This window comes from Mucilaginibacter sp. AK015 (assembly GCF_014200785.1).
Taxonomy (GTDB): domain Bacteria; phylum Bacteroidota; class Bacteroidia; order Sphingobacteriales; family Sphingobacteriaceae; genus Mucilaginibacter.
Genome location: NZ_JACHCV010000009.1, coordinates 1 through 16,228, shown reverse-complemented (window position 1 = coordinate 16,228; position 16,228 = coordinate 1). Strand labels below are relative to the sequence as shown.

General features: G+C 44.6%; 17 protein-coding genes. 11 read left to right on the top strand and 6 right to left on the bottom strand.

From position 1 onward, the window contains the following. Positions 1-114: 114 nt before the first annotated feature. The gene (gene hisIE, locus HDC91_RS19770) at positions 115-702 is read left to right on the top strand and encodes a bifunctional phosphoribosyl-AMP cyclohydrolase/phosphoribosyl-ATP diphosphatase HisIE (RefSeq protein ID WP_183555171.1); all 588 of its coding nucleotides are present in this window, start codon (positions 115-117) and stop codon (positions 700-702) included. A 72-nt stretch (positions 703-774) separates the two neighbouring features. Beyond that, positions 775-1,677, top strand: coding sequence for a WD40 repeat domain-containing protein (locus HDC91_RS19765; protein WP_183555169.1), 903 nt, complete (start codon positions 775-777; stop codon positions 1,675-1,677). Here HDC91_RS19765 and HDC91_RS19760 read toward each other — a convergent pair. Beyond that, the gene (locus tag HDC91_RS19760; RefSeq protein ID WP_162432880.1) at positions 1,674-2,435 is read right to left on the bottom strand and encodes a C40 family peptidase; all 762 of its coding nucleotides are present in this window, start codon (positions 2,433-2,435) and stop codon (positions 1,674-1,676) included. The two genes, HDC91_RS19765 and HDC91_RS19760, sit on opposite strands and share 4 nt — an antisense overlap. A 103-nt stretch (positions 2,436-2,538) precedes the next feature. Beyond that, complete coding sequence (locus tag HDC91_RS19755) at positions 2,539-2,892, bottom strand: 4Fe-4S dicluster domain-containing protein (RefSeq protein WP_162432881.1); 354 nt, start codon at positions 2,890-2,892, stop codon at positions 2,539-2,541. A gap of 105 nt (positions 2,893-2,997) precedes the next feature. Here HDC91_RS19755 and HDC91_RS19750 point away from each other — a divergent pair, with 105 nt between their 5' ends. From HDC91_RS19750 to HDC91_RS19715, 8 genes are all read left to right on the top strand, one after another. Then, entirely contained in the window at positions 2,998-4,023 is a 1,026-nt protein-coding gene (locus tag HDC91_RS19750; protein ID WP_183555167.1) for an acyl-CoA reductase, read from the top strand. A 117-nt stretch (positions 4,024-4,140) separates the two neighbouring features. Continuing rightward, positions 4,141-4,344, top strand: coding sequence for a fructose-6-phosphate aldolase (locus HDC91_RS19745; protein ID WP_162432883.1), 204 nt, complete (start codon positions 4,141-4,143; stop codon positions 4,342-4,344). Positions 4,345-4,349: 5 nt separating this feature from the next. After that, on the top strand, positions 4,350-5,033 hold the full coding sequence (locus HDC91_RS19740) for a cell division ATP-binding protein FtsE (protein ID WP_162432884.1): 684 nt from the start codon (positions 4,350-4,352) through the stop codon (positions 5,031-5,033). 278 nt (positions 5,034-5,311) lie between these two features. Then, entirely contained in the window at positions 5,312-5,887 is a 576-nt protein-coding gene (gene grpE / locus HDC91_RS19735; RefSeq protein ID WP_183555165.1) for a nucleotide exchange factor GrpE, read from the top strand. A 151-nt stretch (positions 5,888-6,038) separates the two neighbouring features. Next, positions 6,039-7,199: a molecular chaperone DnaJ gene (dnaJ, locus tag HDC91_RS19730; RefSeq protein ID WP_162432886.1), complete on the top strand. Its 1,161-nt coding sequence runs from the start codon at positions 6,039-6,041 to the stop codon at positions 7,197-7,199. A gap of 317 nt (positions 7,200-7,516) precedes the next feature. Continuing rightward, positions 7,517-8,422, top strand: coding sequence for an ABC transporter ATP-binding protein (locus HDC91_RS19725; protein ID WP_183555163.1), 906 nt, complete (start codon positions 7,517-7,519; stop codon positions 8,420-8,422). A gap of 2 nt (positions 8,423-8,424) precedes the next feature. Further along, positions 8,425-9,669, top strand: a complete 1,245-nt coding sequence (locus HDC91_RS19720) for an ABC transporter permease (RefSeq protein WP_183555161.1) — start codon at positions 8,425-8,427, stop codon at positions 9,667-9,669. Between the two features lie 76 nt (positions 9,670-9,745). Continuing rightward, positions 9,746-10,675 (top strand): exopolyphosphatase, encoded by a 930-nt coding sequence (locus tag HDC91_RS19715; protein ID WP_183555159.1) that lies wholly within the window; start codon positions 9,746-9,748, stop codon positions 10,673-10,675. Here the strand turns inward: HDC91_RS19715 and HDC91_RS19710 are convergent. From HDC91_RS19710 to HDC91_RS19695, 4 genes are all read right to left on the bottom strand, one after another. After that, positions 10,672-10,875: a hypothetical protein gene (locus tag HDC91_RS19710; protein ID WP_183555157.1), complete on the bottom strand. Its 204-nt coding sequence runs from the start codon at positions 10,873-10,875 to the stop codon at positions 10,672-10,674. The genes HDC91_RS19715 and HDC91_RS19710 overlap by 4 nt on opposite strands. Before the next feature lie 57 nt (positions 10,876-10,932). Next, positions 10,933-12,333 (bottom strand): radical SAM protein, encoded by a 1,401-nt coding sequence (locus tag HDC91_RS19705; protein ID WP_183555146.1) that lies wholly within the window; start codon positions 12,331-12,333, stop codon positions 10,933-10,935. Further along, the gene (locus HDC91_RS19700) at positions 12,305-13,075 is read right to left on the bottom strand and encodes a prolipoprotein diacylglyceryl transferase (protein ID WP_255476801.1); all 771 of its coding nucleotides are present in this window, start codon (positions 13,073-13,075) and stop codon (positions 12,305-12,307) included. Before HDC91_RS19700 ends, HDC91_RS19705 begins: the two co-directional genes overlap by 29 nt. 216 nt (positions 13,076-13,291) lie before the next feature. Further along, positions 13,292-13,900, bottom strand: a complete 609-nt coding sequence (locus HDC91_RS19695) for a carboxypeptidase-like regulatory domain-containing protein (protein ID WP_183555142.1) — start codon at positions 13,898-13,900, stop codon at positions 13,292-13,294. A gap of 82 nt (positions 13,901-13,982) precedes the next feature. Between HDC91_RS19695 and HDC91_RS19690 the strand changes: the two genes are divergently transcribed. Further along, on the top strand, positions 13,983-15,953 hold the full coding sequence (locus HDC91_RS19690) for a M1 family metallopeptidase (protein WP_183555140.1): 1,971 nt from the start codon (positions 13,983-13,985) through the stop codon (positions 15,951-15,953). Positions 15,954-16,228: the final 275 nt, after the last annotated feature.

Here is a 16,228-nt window from a genome sequence, read left to right as displayed (position 1 = left end):
CTATTGAAACAGGCCTTTGCTATTGCAACACAAAAAACAAAATACAACGAAAATTATTCAAATATTATTTGATTTTAAACACAGTTCATTGCGAGGCGTAAATAATAAATGAAAATGAACATCGATTTTAACAAAACAGACGGTTTAGTGCCGGTTATAATACAGGACGAGCAAACACTTGAGGTGCTGATGCTCGGTTACATGAACCGGGAAGCGTACGATAAAACCGTTCAGGAAAATATCGTAACCTTTTTTTCGCGCTCCAACAACCGCTTGTGGACAAAGGGCGAAACCAGCCAAAATTACCTGCATGTAAAAAGCATGCATATCGATTGTGATAACGACACCCTGCTGATAAAAGTTAAAGCCGATGGCCCTACCTGCCACACAGGATCGCGAAGTTGCTTTGAAACAGATTATAACCAAAACTTTATATTGCAACTGGAAAGTATTATTGCCGACCGCTACGAAAACCCTGTTGAGGGATCGTATGTAAATAAGCTACGCAACAAAGGCCTTAATAAAATAGCCCAAAAAGTTGGCGAGGAAGGCGTAGAGACCGTTATAGCCGCATTAGCCGAAACAGAAACCGACCTGATAAACGAATCGTCGGACCTTGTTTTTCACCTGTTGGTGCTGCTGCGCGAAAAAGGCTTAAATTTGGAGCGCATAGCAAAAAATTTAAAGGAGAGGCATAAATAGCCAGTCAGCAGTTTTAAGTTCGCAGTTAGCTGCTAAGAACTGCAAACTGAGAACCGCCCACTGCAAACTGAGATGGAAGTACAAAAAACAGCAGAACTTACCGGCCACAGCAATCCCATATTTAGCCTGGAGCTTTCGCAAAAGCCGGGTATACTGTTTACGGGCGGTAATGATAAAGGGCTTGTAGAATGGAACCTGCAAAGCAACTCGTTTATCAAGGTGATGTTCCCGGTGATGGCTTCGGTTTATGCTATTCATTGCCCGGCGGGCTATCCCCTGCTGTTTGCCGGTTTACGTAGCGGCGAGGTGCTGGTTTTTAACTTCATCGAACAGAAGATAACCCATCGTTTACGGCATCATATTAAACCCATTTTTGATATTAAGTCATCAGCAAAAAAAAATGAATTACTGATAGCATCTGAAGATGGTACCGTATCGGTATGGAGCCTGGAAACGCTCGGGTTATTACATACTATTCAAGTGTCAAATGATACCGTTCGCTGCATGAGTATAAACGCCGCTGAAGACCGTGTAGCCTTTGGTTGCCGCGATAACCGAATTGTGATTTATGACCTGGAAGACTACAGCCCGATAAAGGCGTTGATAGGCCATACCATGTCGGTATTTTCCCTGCAATATGCTCCCGAAGGTGATTATCTGTTATCGGGCGCGCGCGATGCTCAAATTAAGATATGGGATAATAAAACTTATTCGCTTATCCAAAATATTCCCGCGCATTTGTTCACGGTTAACCATATCGCCTTCCACCCCACCCAATCCTATTTTGCAACGGCCAGCATGGATAAAAGTATTAAGATATGGGATGCAGTTGACTTTAAGCTGCGTAAGATCATCAGTCGCGAAAAAGGCTACGCAAGCCATGCCCTGTCTGTAAATAAGCTGGCATGGGATGGCAACCGGCTGCTATCTGCCGGCGATGATAAAAAAGTAATTATCTGGGATATCGGCTTTTAAAAATACCGCTTTATAATTTTAAGCCTGTGCGTGTAACGTTTCAATTCTTCTGAATAAATACCCTGGTTATCAATTGTATCTATTTTAACCTTGCCCGACGCGTGGATGATGTGGCCACCGCCCAGCAAGATACCTACATGGGTAATCCGCCCCTCGTCGTTGTTAAAAAAGGCCAGATCGCCCAGTTTGGCTTTAAATAACGATTCTACCGGCTCGCCATCCTCGGCTTGTAAAGACGCATCGCGGCGCAGGTTTATACCGCGCAATTTATAAACTACCTGGGTAAACCCCGAGCAATCTATTCCGAAATGCGTGCGCCCGCCCCATAAATACGGCGAATTCAAAAACGAACGTGCAATATTGGCTATACTGTCTTGCTGGCCAATCTCGCCAATTATTTCAAACTTTTGGTTGCCTATATAACTGGTTGTACCTTCTAAAAAAGCAAGCGAACTTCCCGCCGGCAGGTATATCACTGAATTATCAACTATTTTCCAGGCCTGTGTTACAGCGCGGTAAGTTAACGGCGGCGGGGTTTGCAGCAGCCGCTTATAGGCCAGGTGGCCAAGCATCACAAACTGCAGCCGGTCTATCCACCCGGTGTAATTATCTGTAGCGGTTGTTATTTGCACCCACTTTTCCTTCCACTCCAAAATCTCGAATGCCTCGCCAAAAAGTACCTGCGATACCATTTCGCTCCTGTCGTTAGGTTCCGCGCGTAAGGGTATCACAGCAAGGTTGCAAATTCCGTATTCCATAATTAACAAGGGTTAATACGTTAAAGTAACCAATAAAGTTATGCTAAAACAAAAGGGGAAACCCGTTGCCGCGTTTCCCCTTCAAAATAAGTGTTTTAAAATCTTATCCGTTTTGATGCAGCCAGTCTTTTTTAGCGTGCAGTTCTTCTTCGGTTTCGCGTACATCTTCATCATCCACGCAGCAATCTACCGGGCAAACCGCAGCACATTGCGGCTCATCATGAAAACCAACACACTCGGTACATTTATCGGGTACTATATAATAAATATCATCAGATAAAGCAGCCTGTGCTTCTTCGGCATTTAAAGTATTGCCATCGCCAAAATCAATTACGCCCCTCAGATCTGTACCATCGCTAAATCGCCATGCAGCACCTGCATCATAAATAGCATTGTTTGGGCACTCTGGTTCGCAGGCCCCGCAGTTTATGCATTCATCGGTGATTATAATCGCCATATTATTTAAATATTCTTATAGTATTCTATTTACCTTTGCCCCCATAATCTGGGCTTGCAAATATAACAAAAAAAGGCTTTAAGGGTTTAACCCGATAACATATATATGTCAAAAATTAATATAACGGATACCGTAAGCACATTTTCTGAACTTGGCAATAAGCTTGCTGCACCTGATGCACAACTGATGGAGCTGATTGAGACCGAGCGGCAGTACAACGCCTGGTTCACGCCCGAAAGTGTGCTGAACGCGGTTACCGCGACCGGCCGCATGCTTAACCGTGCCGATCTGGAGCAGTGGCTTACAAAATATGGTGTTACGCAGGGCAGCGATAAAAATGTAGGCTTAGTACTGGCAGGCAATATTCCGCTGGTTGGTTTTCATGATGTGCTTTGTGTATTGGTAACCGGCAACCGCGCGTTAATAAAAGCCTCGTCGCAGGATGCCCGCTTGATAAAATACGTATTAAATTTGCTTGTCCAACTTGATAGTTCGTATGCGGATAAGTTTAGTTTTGTAGAGCGGCTGGAAGGTTTCGACGCCATTATCGCTACCGGCAGCAACAACACATCGCGGTATTTTGAGTATTATTTTGGCAAAGTGCCCAACATCATCCGCAAAAACCGCAACAGCATAGCCCTGCTTGCCGGTACCGAGACCACCGAACAACTGGCCGCTTTAGGACATGACATTTTTGATTACTTTGGCCTGGGCTGCCGTAACGTATCAAAGCTGCTGGTACCCGAAGGTTATAATTTCAACCACTTTTTTGAGTCGATAGAAAGCTTCGCACCTATTATCAATCATCACAAATACAACAACAATTACGATTACAATAAATCCATATACCTGGTAAACCGCGATGAGCACCTTGATAACGGCTTTTTACTGTTAAAGCAGGATACCCGCCTTACATCGCCCCTTGCATGTTTGTTTTACGAAACCTACACCGACCTTGCGTCGGCACAAAGCATGCTGCAGCAGCAAAGCAACAGCCTGCAATGCATAGTAACTACAGCACCGCTGCAAACAGTAAACCAGGTGGTTGATTTTGGCCAAAGCCAGCACCCTCAACTATGGGATTATGCCGATGGGGTGGATACGATTGAGTTCTTGTCAAAGTTAGGCTGAAAGCACAAAGCTGGCAGCCTAAAGCTTATTTCGGAAATTGATACGGCTTTCGGCTAAAAAAAGTAAATTTGAACCATTCCAGCTTTTAGCTTTGTGCTTTAAGCTTTTAGCTTAAAAATGTATATTATAAAAGTAAAAGGCGTTGCCAAAATACCCGATTATGTGCAGCTAAGAGACGATAAGTTTACCCTGCTGGCCTATTTCAGGGTAGACAGGCCCGAAAAATCGCTCGATAAAATTGGCCTTGCTGATAAGTACGAATATATTATGGGCGTTATTAAAGACCTGCCCTTTGGTAAAATATTAAAATTAGAGCTGTAAGTAAGATGATTGGAAACTCTATTATAAAACTAAATAATGTTGATATTTTTCAGCAAAAGCACCTGGTTCTGTCAAATGTAAACCTGCATATTGATAAAGGCGATTTTGTATGGCTTATTGGCCAAACAGGTTCGGGCAAAAGCAGCTTGTTAAAAGTTATTTACGGCGACTTGAACATTGCCAGCGGCACCGGCCACGCCTGCGGGTACGAACTGAGCAAGCTTGCTACTAAGGATGTGCCTTACCTGCGCCGCAAGCTTGGAATAGTTTTTCAGGATTTTCAATTATTAACCGACCGCTCGGTTGAACAGAACCTGCAGTTTGTGATGCGCGCTACCGGCTGGACGGATAAACAACAAATAGCTGACCGGATACTTGACGTTCTTGAGAAAGTTGGCCTGCGATCGAAACTTAAAAAGATGCCGCATGAGCTATCCGGCGGCGAGCAGCAACGCGTGGTTATTGCCCGTGCATTACTAAACAACCCCGAAATTATACTGGCCGATGAGCCTACCGGGAACCTTGACCCGGATACATCCGAAGAAATAGTGCTGCTACTAAAACAGATAAGCCAGGGCGGTACCGCTGTAGTGGTTGCCACGCACGATTATCACATCATACGCACCTTTCCATCGCGCATTATCAAATGCGAAACCGGTAAGGTATTAGAGGATGTAAAGATGGCTTGATCAGTTTGCAGCAGGCGGCTGGCAGTAGGCTTTGCTAGTTTGCAGTCGGCGGTTTGCAGTTGCATGATGTGCGACTGACAACTTATCAACAGCATGCAGTAACCAATTCACAGTTATTGCTTTAAATGCCAACTGCACACTGCAAACCAAATATTCTGCCAACTACACACTGTAAACTGCAAACTTAACCGGATATTTTAATGACTACTGACACGTTGTCGGGTTTAAACCGATGGCAGGATACTTGATTAGCACTATTTGCTATGAATTTTAATGACATGCTAAAGAAAAAAAATAAAGGAAATTCAGAAACCCAGGAAAATACCGCAGCGACTGCGAACGGGAACGGACAGGTTGACGGCAACGAACCGACCAATGATACCGGCACAACGGCAAACACACCATCGGCCGAAGAGAAATTTAAAGAAGAACTTACACAAGCCAATGATAAATATTTAAGGCTTTATGCCGAGTTTGATAACTTTCGCCGCCGTACCATAAAGGAGCGCGAGGAAGCCCGCAAAACAGAAGGCAAAGATGTAATAGTTGCCCTGCTGCCGGTATTAGATGATTTTGAACGTGCTTTACGATCGATGGATAATGCTACCGATGTGGTATCTGTTAAAGAGGGTGTTGCATTGATACAACACAAGCTAAAAAATATACTAAGCCAAAAAGGCTTAAAAGAAATGCAATCGGTAGGTGCCACGTTTGACCCGGATTTGCATGAAGCCATTACCAGCATACCTGCCCCCACTGATGATATGAAGGGTAAAGTGGTAGACGAAATGGAAAAAGGTTATGAGCTTAACGAACGCGTTGTTCGTTTTGCTAAAGTTGTAGTTGGAGCGTAAGTACAATTAGCGATTTAGTGAACGATTGATTTAGTGATTTAAATCAGTTGGCCGCTAAATCCTTCTTAATTAAACAGATTACAAAGAGTTATTGACAGGTGATACAATTCACTAAATCACTAATTCAATAAATCAATAATTAATAAAATAAATGGCTAAGAGAGATTATTACGATGTGCTTGGTGTGAGCAAAGGCGCAGATGCCGATGAGATAAAAAAAGCATATCGTAAAATGGCTATCAAATACCACCCGGATAAAAATCAGGGTGATAAACAGGCGGAAGAAAAATTTAAGGAAGCTGCCGAAGCCTATGAGGTGTTAAGCAATCCCGAAAAACGGCAGCGCTACAACCAGTTTGGCCATGCGGCAAACGCAGGTTCGGCAAATGGTGGCTATGGTGGCGGCAGCATGAATATGGACGACATATTCAGCCAGTTTGGCGATATATTTGGCGGCGGCAGCCCGTTCGAAGGTTTCTTTGGCGGTGGTGGCGGCCGGCAGGGCGGTGGCCGCAGGGTAGCACGCGGCAGTAACCTGCGCATCAAGGTAAGGTTATCGCTGGAAGAGATTGCTAACGGCGCCGAAAAAAAGATAAAGGTAAACAAGCAGATACTTTGTAAAACCTGCGATGGAACAGGCGCTAAGGACAAAGCGTCTTTCTCCACCTGTAAAACTTGCGGCGGCGCGGGCTCGGTTCGTAGGGTAACCAACACTATTTTGGGCCAGATGCAAACCACCAGCACCTGCCCTACCTGTAACGGCGAAGGATCGACCATTACCGCTAAATGTAATGTTTGCCATGGCGACGGCGTTGTGCGCGGCGAAGAAACCATTACCATAAATGTACCTGCCGGTGTTAGCGAAGGCATGCAGCTAAGCATGAGCGGCAAGGGTAACGCTGCCCCGCGTGGCGGTGTACCGGGCGACCTGATCATCCTGATAGAAGAGATACCGCACGAAACCTTAAAACGCGACGGCAACAACGTCATCTACGATCTGCATATCAACTTTGTAGATGCAGCCTTAGGTACCAGCATTGAAGTACCAACCATTGACGGCAAGGCGAAAATAAAGATAGACCCCGGAACCCAGGGCGGCAAAATACTGCGCCTGAAAGGCAAGGGCGTGCCCGAGGTGAACTCGTATCACCGCGGCGACCAACTGGTGCACGTAAACATCTGGACACCGAAAGCCCTGAGCCGCGAAGAACGCGAAGCCCTGGAAAAATTACAGAGCTCGCCAAATTTTAAGCCCAATCCCGGCAAAAACGAAAAAAGCTTTTTTGAACGGATGAAGGAATATTTTGAGTAGATAGTCCGGAAGTCGGGTTAGACCGAAAGTCCGAAAGAGTGAGAAAGCCCGGTATCGTTATGATGCCGGGCTTTTTGTTTCATAAACCTTTAGATCTTACACGCAAACGTGATACCCTGGCTAAAAATTCGCATTATTATTCAGCCGGAAGGTGGGTGCCAGTGCCGCAATATGTATATTTTCAATAACCATCATTAAAAAATTGCCGGAATTGGTTTTAACATTAACATTTACAGCGCTAAGCGATATAAAAATACATTGTTTGTAACAATGCCTGCCCGCTATTATCTAAATTAGCGTAAACAAAAACCCTGATAATGCTAAGCATTCGTAACATTGTTAAACAATACGCCGGGCACCGCGCGTTAGACGATGTGAGCCTTGAGGTTGAAAGCGGTAAAATTTTCGGCCTGCTTGGGCCAAACGGCGCCGGTAAAACCTCACTCATCCGTATCATCAATCAAATAACCGCCCCCGATTCGGGCGAGGTGTTTTTCAACGGTCAAAAGCTCGATCAATCGCATATCGGGCGTATCGGCTATTTGCCCGAAGAACGCGGCTTGTACAAAAAAATGGAAATAGGCGAGCAAATGATATACCTGGCCCGCCTGAAGGGCCTTACCCGTGCCGAGGCTACTGAAAAGCTAAAATTCTGGTTTAAAAAACTGGACATGGAAAGCTGGTGGAAGAAAAAGATAGAAGAGCTTTCAAAGGGTATGCAGCAAAAGGCCCAGTTTGTAGCAACAGTACTGCACGAGCCAGACCTGATCATACTGGACGAGCCCTTTAGCGGTTTCGACCCGGTGAACGCCGAACTGATAAAAGACGAAATACTGGAACTGAACCGCAATGGCGCTACCATCCTGTTCTCTACCCACCGAATGGAATCGGTTGAAGAGCTTTGCGATTCTATAGCGCTTATCCATAAATCGCACAAAATACTGGATGGCAGGGTTAAAGCCATACGCAATTCATACAAAAACGAAACTTACCTGGTAGAGTACACCGGCAGCAAAATTGCTTTTGACGGCGCGCAGCCATTTGAGGTATTAAGCGAAACCGAAGGCGAAGAAAACAGCCATATCATCAAAATAAAGCTGAATGCCAACTCGGCCAACGATGTGTTGAACTACCTGATACCAAAAACGCGCATAAACATGCTGCAGGAAGTTATCCCGAGCATGAACGAGATATTCATCGAAAAAGTGAACCTTATTAAATAAAAATGAATAAAGTATTACTCATTATACAACGCGAGTATATTACCCGTGTGCGTAAAAAGGCTTTTATAGTAATGATGCTTGCGGTACCCCTGCTGCTGGCAGGCATGACCAAGCTTATTGCTTACGTGGCAAAGGACAGCGACCAGGTTAGCAAACCTCAAACTATTAAAGTAATAGATGAAAGCCATCAGTTTGAAGGTAAATTAAAGAACGCCAAAAATATCCTGTTCGTACCCACAAACGAGCCTTTGGAAAAAGCCCAGGCCGGGTTAAAGGACAATGAAGACCTTTCGATATTGCTGATATCAAAGGATTACGCGCATAAGCCCGTACAGTTTCTTTCTAAAAAGAAACCTTCGTTCGCGCTTACCGGCGAGGTAGAAAATCAAATGAATAAAATAGCATCCACCAATACCATGCTGGCTAACCATATTGACACGGCCTTAATAAATAAGGCACAAAAGAATAAGGTTAGTGTAAGCGCGATGGAGGTTACCGAAACAGGTACCAAGGATGCCGATGTAGGTACCAGCATGGGTGTAGGCATAGCGTGCGCCATCCTTATCTATATGTCGTTGTTTATATATGGCGCGCAGGTTATGCGCGGCGTTATCGAAGAAAAAACCAGCCGTATCATCGAGGTCATCATATCATCGGTAAAGCCTTTTCAGCTGATGCTTGGCAAAATTATCGGTGTGGGCCTGGTTGGTTTAACCCAGTTTACCGCATGGATAGTGCTATCGGTAATTGTAACAAAGGCTGCAGGGAATGGCCCCGCAGGCGGTATTCTGGGCGCTTTGCAAACCTTACAGAACATACCGTTCGGTTATATATTGGGTTGCTTTTTATTTTATTTTCTATCAGGATATTTACTGTACAGCGCCCTGTTTGCAGCGGTAGGCTCGGCGGTTGACAGCGAGACCGAAACACAACAGTTTATGTTCCCGATAACATTGCCGTTGTTGTTCACTTATCTTTTAGCAGTAACTGTTTTATTCCGCGCGCCGGATAGTCCGCTGGCTGTTTGGTTATCCATGATACCGTTTACCGCGCCGGTAGCCATGATGATACGGATACCGTTTGGCGGTGTGCCCGCGTGGCAGTTAGGGCTGTCGATGTTTTTGATGGTAGCAGGCTTTTTATTTACCACGTATATAGCATCGCGCATATATAGGGTAGGTGTGTTAATGTATGGCAAAAAAGCAAGCTATAAAGAACTGGTAAAATGGTTCTTTTATAAAGAATAATTGTCCTTTAACCTATCATAATTTAAATCCCCGCCCGAGCCAAAACTTAAGCAGGGATTTTTTAATTTAGCCGCTGATGGATAACAAGCGCGTTGCCGTAATGGACCTGGGCACAAACACCTTTCACCTGCTGATAGCCGAAGGCCCTGCGGATAACTTTACCACCGTTTTTAAAACCACCGAAGCGGTAAAACTTGGCGAGGGCGGCATTAATAACGGTACCATCAGGCCCGAAGCTTTTGCGCGCGGCCTTGCAGCCATGCAGCATTTTCAGGATAAGATATTAGATCATAACGTTACAGCGGTTAAAGCCGTAGGCACTTCGGCCGTTCGCAGCGCTGCCAACGGGCAGGATTTTATAGATCAGGTTGCCGAAAAAACCGGCATACAAATCGAGCTCATCAGTGGCGAACAGGAAGCCGCTTATATTTACAAAGGCATTGATGCCAGCGGCTGCTTAGATGATGAAAACGCCCTTATTATGGATATTGGCGGCGGCAGCGTAGAGTTCATCATCGCCAATACCGATGAAGTGCTCTGGAAGCGAAGCTTTGAGATAGGCGCCGCCCGGCTAATGGATAAGTTCCACCAAACCGACCCGATACCCCTTGCTTCTATCAAAGAACTTACCCGCTACCTGGATGGCAAACTGATGGAGCTGTTCGCGGCAGCGTTAAAGTATAAACCCAAAACGCTTATCGGCTCATCGGGCGCGTTTGAAAGCTTCGCTGAGGTTATCGAACTGAAAAAAGGCAGGCAATTTAACCTGGACCAAACCAAGGTATATGAATTTGATACCGACGATCTTTTAGATCTGATAGAGCTTTTGATCAAATCAAGCCACTCCCTGCGCGCAAGCATGAAAGGCATCATCCCGGTAAGGGTTGACATGATCGTAGTAGCCAGTTTGCTTACCATCTACATGATGCAAAAGCTGGGGTTAACTGATGTTACTTTATCCACCTACTCGTTAAAAGAGGGTGTGCTGGCGGGCATGCTGGGTTAGGCTCCTACCACAGCAAAACAAGTGGCAAACCCAATAAGCAGTACTAAACCCGCGCTAAGTAAAAAAGCCCGGGCATTAGTAAATATTGCAATGATAAGGCATAATACAACTTGTAATGCAATCAACATAGCATCTAAAATAAAGTTATAATTATCATGACCAATGCGTAAGGCAATAGTATAAACTATTAATATCAGCATATTAACACCGATAATGATATCGTGAGTTTTAAACTTTTTTTTTTCGGCTCTTCCATATTAAACAGGTTGTATTTCTTGTCGTAACTGATCTAAATAATCCTTTTTATCATCTCGATAAAAAATGTTCATGGTTTCAAATGGGATGATTTGCATATCCTTGTTAACAATATGTACGCATGATTTTTTTATCGCCCTTACATCAAAATTTTGCGCATCTATAAACTGCATTATAATTACCCTGAACAAATTATCGTAGCTTAGTTGTGGTGCATCTATCTCAGGCAGGCAGCACATAATGGATTTTAGGTGCTCCTTGGCCTTATCAACCGAATTACCCGTGCTAAACATGTTTAATAAGTGCATCTTCAGTTGTTCATCCTGCTCATATACAATAGTGTTTTTGGAATTGTCGAGCAGGTCGTCAGGGCTAATCATCCTGGTTAACGGAAACACCTGTCCGCCAAGCTTTAAAGCATAACCCATAACCAGTGCATCCGGGTTACAAGGCACAGGTATTAGGTCGTTGGCGTTAAAAATATTGGTCTGCTCTAAAATTGCAGAGCGTACTTCGGTTAGCGTATACCTGTCGGTACCGGGGTTAAAGTTCTCTAAACGGCCGGCCTGTTGCGTTGGCTGAAAAGTTACTCCGCGTACACAGGGCTGCCGCAGTGCATATTCTATAATCGCTCCTATTTCCTCGGTATTTAATCCCTTTTGTAAGGTCACTACAAGTGTTGTAGATAAATTGTATTTGTTAAGATTCTCTATTGCTTTTATTCTTACGCCCGTAAGGTTTTCGCCCCTCAACTGCAACAAGGCTTCCTTTTTGAATGAATCAAACTGGAGATATATCTCAAAATCGGGTTGGTATCTTGCAAGTCTTTTTACAAACTCCTCATCTTTAGCAATGCGAATACCGTTTGTATTTACCATTAAATGTTTAATGGGTTTGGTTTTGGCGATATCCAATATCTCAAAAAATTGAGGATGTACTGTAGGCTCTCCCCCGCTTATCTGCACAACATCGGGTTCGCCCTCATTTTCTACTATCACATCAAGCATTTGCTCAATCTCCAGCAGTGTGCGGTGCCTGCCATAATGCGGCGACGACATAGCATAACATGTGGGGCAGCTTAAATTACAGCGGTCTGTCACTTCAATAACCGTTAAGCACGAGTGCTGTTCGTGGTCCTGGCATAAACCACAATCGTACGGGCAACCATAATGTGTTTTAGCATTAAATTTAAGCGGCATTTCGCTCCGCTTGGCATAGTTGCGGCAATTCTTGTAGTACTCGATATCGGTTGCTATCAAAACCTTTTCAAAGCCATGTTGCCTGCAATTTTTAAGCATATAAACGTTTTCGCCTTCGAAAACAATTTTGGCATCAACACGCCTTAAACAGGTAGAGCAAATACTTAAGGTAAAATCATAATATATATACGGGCGTTCGGGCATTAGCTTTGATTAGTTTTAAGGGATATAAAAACACTTTATAATAATACAACATACCGGTAAAACAAGCTAACTGAATAACTGATAATCCGAAATTGAAAAAATAGTCGGGCTTTATAAATTCTATCAAAAACCTGAATAACAAGTAAGTTGCCATAAATATTTTAAACCTGCTTCCGTTTGTAAATTCGTGCCGGCGTTCAATTAGTCGTAAGCTCAACCACAAAATAGCCCAAAAAAGTATTTCGTACAAATTTGTCGGGTGTCGGCTTATACCGTCGCCAAAGTTTATGGCCCAGGGTAAACCGCTTTTTACGCCGTATGTGCCATCTTCTAAACCGGCAAGGAAACAGCCTGTACGCCCTATTATCATAGCTAATATTAGCGGATAGACCATAAGATCGCCCGAAGACACTTTTACACCAATTTTCCTTTTCGTAAGTTCTACCCCTATTAATCCGCCTAACATTCCGCCAACAATAGTTTTATTTCCCATAAAATATACCAGGTTAAATTTACCTAACAGTTCGGGATGTTCTAAAATGCCTATCAAGTGTGACCCTGCAAACGCGCCAAATGCAGCGCCGATAAATATCATCAAGCGATGATCGGTACTAATGGCGTCGTGCTGGTGTTTGCGAAGATAATTATAGTACCTATAGCCTACCAAATAAGCTAACGTTTCAAAAATGAAGTGAGCGGGTATGAATGAATCACCTAAAGGTATGTTTACCGGGAATTGCAAATTGTATTTTTATCATAAAGATATAAATAAAAAAAGAGGGTGTGCTGGCGGGTATGCTTGGTTAAAATATACGCCTGATTTTATACCACCACCTTTTGTAAAACGGCACTTTCTTTACTATAACTACCTCTCCCATCAGCATTGGCGTCATTTTTAACGAAACGCAGGCCGATCCTTTTTTAAAATCGTTAATGCCGGCCTCTACACTTTGAAAGCCTATAAAGAGATTGATAAAGTCTGCGCATTTGAGGGCACATTCAGGCTAAATTCTCCGTTTTCGTTTGCTTGCGTGCCGATTGTTGTTCCCTTTACCCTTATTATAGCCCCTGGCACTGGCTTGTTATCATCATCGGCAACTATTTTACCCTTTATGGTAGTATAAGTTATAGTATCGCCAATGAGTATCGCTTTAGGGTTGTTAACCGATTGCGTTATGGCCACTTTACCTACCGTGCGTTGTGCCTCTGCTTTTGTTGTGGCAAAAAAGCTTGTTATTGCCGCGGCTACTGCCAACCTTTTCCAGCAAAATTTCAGTCTGTGCTGTACCGTAACCATATTATTTAAACCGGGCAACTGATAATTATCAAACCTGCCGCAAACATTATCGCGTTCGGCTAAATAACTAACGATTTGGCTATTGGTCATGGCGGTAAAATCGGTTACGGTTTTACTGCAGTGCGCGCAGTGCCGTCCCTGTTCAACCGGGGTCATTTCGTTCCAGTTTTGGTGGCAGGGCTGCGGGATAGTGATACTTTTTAAAGGCTGCATAATGTTGGTTTTGTAATAGGATGCATGCCATACCACATTTCCATAAATAAATTCCATTTTTATTTGATTGTAACTTGCTTATCGCAAACCCGCAATTTTGCCTCATCATTTGTATATTGCCCCTGCTTATCCTCATTTCATGAAAAAATTCATCGGCACTTCCCTGTTACTGCTTTCGGCTGCTTTCGCGCAGGCACAAAGATCAAATCATAACGATACCATCACCACCAATTATCAGCCTTCGGTGTTGTTTTCGCCCCTGCCTTATACCGAAAAGGGTAACGAGTTCCACTCGGCCAATGGCGAACCCGGGCCGAAGTACTGGCAAAATCGGGTGGATTATAAGCTGGCCGTAAAGCTTGATACTGCTGCTAAAACTTTAAGTGGCACAGCCGATATTACCTATACCAACAACAGCCTCGATGCGCTGCAATACCTGTGGCTGCAGTTGGACCAAAACACATATAAGAAAGATGCGCGCTCAAATTTTGTTACCGGCATGCAGGCAAATGAGCACACCAATGGTTACGAAATTGAATCGGTAGAAATAGTTACCGGAAACGTGCGAACAAAGGCGACCTACAAAATTACCGATACGCGTATGCAGGTGCGCCTGGCCAAATCGCTTGGCAAGGGCGTTATCAAACTCAGCATTAGGTACCATTATAGCATCCCCGGCAGCTTTGGCGGCCGTACCGATTATGTTGATACCAAAAATGGCAAGATCTTCGAGATAGCACAGTTTTTCCCTCGGATGTGCGTTTATGATGATAGTCGCGGGTGGGCAACCGCGCCGTTCCTGGGCAGCGGCGAATTTTATTGCGAGTATGGCGATATTGATTACTCGGTAACCGTGCCCTGGGATGTATTGGTGGCCGGCCCCGGCGACCTGCTGAACCCAAAAGAAGTATTGACCGCAAAACAAATTGCAAGGCTTGCAGCCGCCCGCAACAGCGATAAAACCGTTATGATACGCAGCGCGGCCGAGATAAATGATATATCCTCGCGGCCTGTAAATAAGGGCACGCTTACCTGGCATTACAAAATGATGAACACCCGCGATGTGGCTTTCGGCGCTTCCAGGGCATTTATATGGGATGCTGCCAGGGTGAACCTGCCGGGTGGCAAAAAATCGCTAAGCATGTCGGTTTATCCGGTAGAAAGCCAGGGTAAGGATGCCTGGGATCGCTCTACCGAGTACCTGAAGGGCGCTATTGAGCATTTTTCGGAGAAATGGTACCCGTACCCATACCCTACCGCCATCAACGAGGCGGGCATAGCTGCGGGCATGGAGTACCCCGGTATATTGTTCGACGGCATGAACGATAAAGCCGGTGAGCTGTTTTTTGTTACCGCACACGAAATAGGGCACAACTGGTTCCCGATGATAGTAGGCAGCGATGAGCGCCGATTTGCCTGGATGGACGAGGGCTTTAATACCTTTATAGATGTTTACGCTTCGGACGCCTTTAACAAAGGCGAGTATGCCCCAAAACGCGACGGGGAATATGCACCCGGCGGCGGCAACCCTGCCGACGAGATCATCGCGCATATTGTAGACCCCAATGCGCCTACCATTATGACCCAGCCTGATGCCATATCCGAAAAATACCGCCATCCCCTAACTTATTTTAAACCCGCTTTTGGGTTGATATTATTACGCGAGCAGATATTAGGCAAGGACAGGTTTGATTATGCCTTCCGTAATTACATCAGCAAATGGGCCTACAAACACCCGCAGCCCGACGATTTTTTCCGGGCAATGGAAAACGGCGCGGGCGAAGACCTTGGCTGGTTCTGGCGGGGCTGGTTCTACAATAATTATAAGCTGGATATAGCGCTGATAGATGCCAAATATGTCGATAAAGATCATAGCAAGGGTGTAAGGCTAACCATCGCCAATAAAGAAATGATGGCTATGCCGTTTACCGTGGAAGCCAAATTGAAAGATGGCAGCAAACAGCGCACTTATTTCCCGGTTGAAACCTGGCTGCAAAATAAGGTTACCACCTTTATTTTGCCCACAACAGGCGACGTAGAAAGCGTTACCATTGACCCTGATAATGCCTTACCGGATGTAAACAGGAAGAATAATGTTAGGAAATTGTAGAGACGCGATACTTCGCGTCTTCATTTGCACCGCGTCATTGCGAGGTACGAAGCAATCCTCAATAGAAAGGTCGGCTGGAAGCATGCCGACGATTGCCACGCTATCGCTCGCAATGACGCTTTATTAAATGCTGAGTACGAAGCAATCCTCGAAAGAAAGGTCGGCTGGAAGCATGTCGACGATTGCCACGCTATCGCTCGCAATGAACTGTGTTTAAAATCAAATAATATTTGAATAATTTTCGTTGTATTTTGTTTTTTGTGTTGCAATAGCAA

Coding starts and splice junctions, on each gene's coding strand:
- hisIE (WP_183555171.1), top strand. CDS start 115: ATGAACATCGATTTTAACAAAACAGACGGTTTAGTGCCGGTTATAATA.
- HDC91_RS19765 (WP_183555169.1), top strand. CDS start 775: ATGGAAGTACAAAAAACAGCAGAACTTACCGGCCACAGCAATCCCATA.
- HDC91_RS19760 (WP_162432880.1), bottom strand. CDS start 2,435: ATGGAATACGGAATTTGCAACCTTGCTGTGATACCCTTACGCGCGGAA.
- HDC91_RS19755 (WP_162432881.1), bottom strand. CDS start 2,892: ATGGCGATTATAATCACCGATGAATGCATAAACTGCGGGGCCTGCGAA.
- HDC91_RS19750 (WP_183555167.1), top strand. CDS start 2,998: ATGTCAAAAATTAATATAACGGATACCGTAAGCACATTTTCTGAACTT.
- HDC91_RS19745 (WP_162432883.1), top strand. CDS start 4,141: ATGTATATTATAAAAGTAAAAGGCGTTGCCAAAATACCCGATTATGTG.
- HDC91_RS19740 (WP_162432884.1), top strand. CDS start 4,350: ATGATTGGAAACTCTATTATAAAACTAAATAATGTTGATATTTTTCAG.
- grpE (WP_183555165.1), top strand. CDS start 5,312: ATGCTAAAGAAAAAAAATAAAGGAAATTCAGAAACCCAGGAAAATACC.
- dnaJ (WP_162432886.1), top strand. CDS start 6,039: ATGGCTAAGAGAGATTATTACGATGTGCTTGGTGTGAGCAAAGGCGCA.
- HDC91_RS19725 (WP_183555163.1), top strand. CDS start 7,517: ATGCTAAGCATTCGTAACATTGTTAAACAATACGCCGGGCACCGCGCG.
- HDC91_RS19720 (WP_183555161.1), top strand. CDS start 8,425: ATGAATAAAGTATTACTCATTATACAACGCGAGTATATTACCCGTGTG.
- HDC91_RS19715 (WP_183555159.1), top strand. CDS start 9,746: ATGGATAACAAGCGCGTTGCCGTAATGGACCTGGGCACAAACACCTTT.
- HDC91_RS19710 (WP_183555157.1), bottom strand. CDS start 10,875: ATGCTGATATTAATAGTTTATACTATTGCCTTACGCATTGGTCATGAT.
- HDC91_RS19705 (WP_183555146.1), bottom strand. CDS start 12,333: ATGCCCGAACGCCCGTATATATATTATGATTTTACCTTAAGTATTTGC.
- HDC91_RS19695 (WP_183555142.1), bottom strand. CDS start 13,900: ATGGAATTTATTTATGGAAATGTGGTATGGCATGCATCCTATTACAAA.
- HDC91_RS19690 (WP_183555140.1), top strand. CDS start 13,983: ATGAAAAAATTCATCGGCACTTCCCTGTTACTGCTTTCGGCTGCTTTC.